The 2,369-nt window shown below is 71.4% G+C and carries 2 protein-coding genes and 1 pseudogene; all 3 read left to right on the top strand.

Features of this window, described 5'->3' with window-relative positions:
* Nucleotides 1-451: hypothetical protein (locus tag OCH239_RS23235; protein ID WP_051489727.1), on the top strand; the 451-nt coding region annotated here is incomplete at its 5' end.
* Nucleotides 452-595: 144 nt separating this feature from the next.
* Entirely contained in the window at nucleotides 596-1,525 is a 930-nt protein-coding gene (locus tag OCH239_RS21240; RefSeq protein ID WP_037267463.1) for a hypothetical protein, read from the top strand.
* Between the two features lie 80 nt (nucleotides 1,526-1,605).
* Nucleotides 1,606-2,369 (top strand): annotated as a pseudogene (locus OCH239_RS23035) (hypothetical protein); the annotation flags it as partial.

Genomic DNA, 2,369 nt, shown 5'->3' with positions numbered 1-2,369 from the left:
GCTGATCCCGGCACTCTCCGGGTACATCGAATACGAGCGCGACCTCGAACATGCGGACTGCTTTGATCCGGCCTTCGCGGACTGGACGAAAGACGCCGAGCGCGCCCGCGCCACGGTGCTGGACCTTGCGGGAGGCATGACCTCCGCGCCGGTTGTCCGCCGAGAGGATCTGCCGCTCAAGCGGTCGGCCATGCTGGTCCACGCCCTGATCGAGAGCGCAAGCGAAGCCTCGTTCACGTCCCTGCACCGCCTGCTCGGCAGCCACGCGGAGCTCTTCGGCTGCTTTGAGGCCGGAGTGATCGCCGCCCGGGTGCGGCAGATGCTGGAGACCTGCCACGGGCAGATCGCGGCGCTGGCCGATCTCGGCGAGTTCAACGATCCTGTCGCGGCCTGGGATGAGGCCGCCCCGGACCGCGAGCCCATCGAGCTGACGGCCGTCCCGGCGCTCTAGCGAGACCCCCAGCCACAATTCCATAGGCCCGCGCGCCCTGCCGCGCCGGGCGTCTCCCCCCCGTGTTCGCACGTCATCTCCGCGTGCCGTCCTCCGCGCCCGTCCCGGCCGCGGCACGGCCACGCTTTGCCTGGAGGTCTCGCCATGACCCAGCCCGACACCACCATCCCCTCGCCCACGCCGCTCGACGCGGCGATGTCGATCCACGCCCATTGGCAGCAGATGGCCCACGACAAGGGCTTCCGCATCACGGGTCGCGACAAGGACCTCGCCCGGGTCGTCCTGCAGTGCCAGACCTGCGGGCAGGACCATGACAAGCGCCACAGCGTCGTGACCGGCAGCACCCCACTCTGCCCCCATTGCGTCGAAGGCCGCTGGAAGGCGGATGCCGCGGCGGCCGGCCTCGAGTGGCAGGGACGCGACCGGCATGACCGCAAGCGCGGCCGTTATCGCGCGCCCTGCGGCCACGTGGTCAGCCGACAGTTCGAGCTGATCAAGCGGATCGCGGCCGGCACCTGCGCGCTGCGCTGCGAGACCTGCCAACGGGCAAAGGAGGCAGCCGAAGCAAGGATCGCCGGCTGGACGCTGCTCGGCCCCGCACGCGCGTACAATTCGAACTACCGCCGCTACCGGCATGGCTGCGGACACGAGCAGGAGATCGCGCTCTGCAACATGCGGTCAGAACGGGTCAGCTGCGCAGGCTGCGGCGTCCGCTGGTCGGCCGCCCCGAGCAGCATCTACCTCATGCGGTTTACGCTGCCGGCCGGCCCGGGCATGGTCAAGCTCGGCTACTCGCTCAACCCGCGGAGCCGGCTGCGTCACCAGCTGATGTGCAGCCCCGAGATCGGCGGGACCCTCCTGCGAACGGTCGCTGTCAGCACCGGCCGAGAGGCGCTGCGCCTCGAGAAGCGCATGCATCGTGCCCTGAAGCGCGCGCATCCGGGCGCGGTGGTGCCGCACGAGACGTACCGGGATCACCTGCGGGTCAAGTCGGAGATCTACGCCGCGACGCTCGCGCCCGAGATCCTGCAGATGCTGGACGCCCTCGCCGACGGCGCCCCCGTCCCGGACTGATCCCGGCCCTCTCCGTCCCTTCCCCCCTTTCTCAGAGTCCGTTCCGGCGTCAGCCGGCCCTTGCCATGGAGGCCCCCGACATGCCGACACCCACCTCTTCCAGCGCCCCATGGGCGCGCTACGGACGAATCCTGCTCCGTCGCCTGCGGCAGGCCGAGAGCGCCCGCGCGTCGGAGTTCGATCTGGACGCCACCGAAGGGGACGTGATCGCTCCGCCGGAGCGCGGCGCCACCCCCTCGGCGATCGAGCTTCTGGACGAGCTCGAGGCCAGCCAGCTCCGCGACGCAGGCGAGCTCGACGCGCTGCGCGAGGCCGGCGCGGACGGCTGGGCCCTGGACGCGACCGGGTCCGACCAGCCGGCGCACATCATCGCCCCGGATAGGATCCTGATGGCCCTGCGCCTCGCCGCGACCTTCACCACCGAGGAGCGCTTTCTCGCGGACGGCCTTCGCCCCCGCGCACTCACGGTCCTTGACGGCGTCGAGCCGCACGCGCTGGACGGTGCGGCCAAGACCATCGGGCGGCTGATGCTGCCGCAGGGCTGGTCGGCGCAGCTGCGGGCTCCGCATGGCGGTGCCACCAAGGTCCTGCAGGTGATCCGCCCCTACGAGATCGGAACCAACCGGCTGCCCGACCATGCCTATGCGCGGGCCGAGAGCGAGATCGTGACCGCGCTGGCGCTGCCGCATCCCGTGATGGTCCTGCTGCCGGCGGGCGCGCCCCTCTCGGCATCGCTGCGCCGGGTGCTGCCGCCCGCCCTCACGCTGGCGCCGATCGATCGGGAGATCCTGCTGGCGCTGCTGGCGCAGACCCACAGCGCCACCGGCAAGATCGACCGGGCGCC

It is taken from the genome of Roseivivax halodurans JCM 10272, from assembly GCF_000521785.1.
GTDB classification, from domain to species: domain Bacteria; phylum Pseudomonadota; class Alphaproteobacteria; order Rhodobacterales; family Rhodobacteraceae; genus Roseivivax; species Roseivivax halodurans.
Note: the sequence above shows the minus strand (reverse complement) of the source record. Positions and strands in the feature narration are given on the sequence as shown.

Excerpts from the sequence above, each read along its gene's own strand:
- OCH239_RS21240 (WP_037267463.1), top strand. The coding sequence starts at position 596 with ATGACCCAGCCCGACACCACCATCCCCTCGCCCACGCCGCTCGACGCG.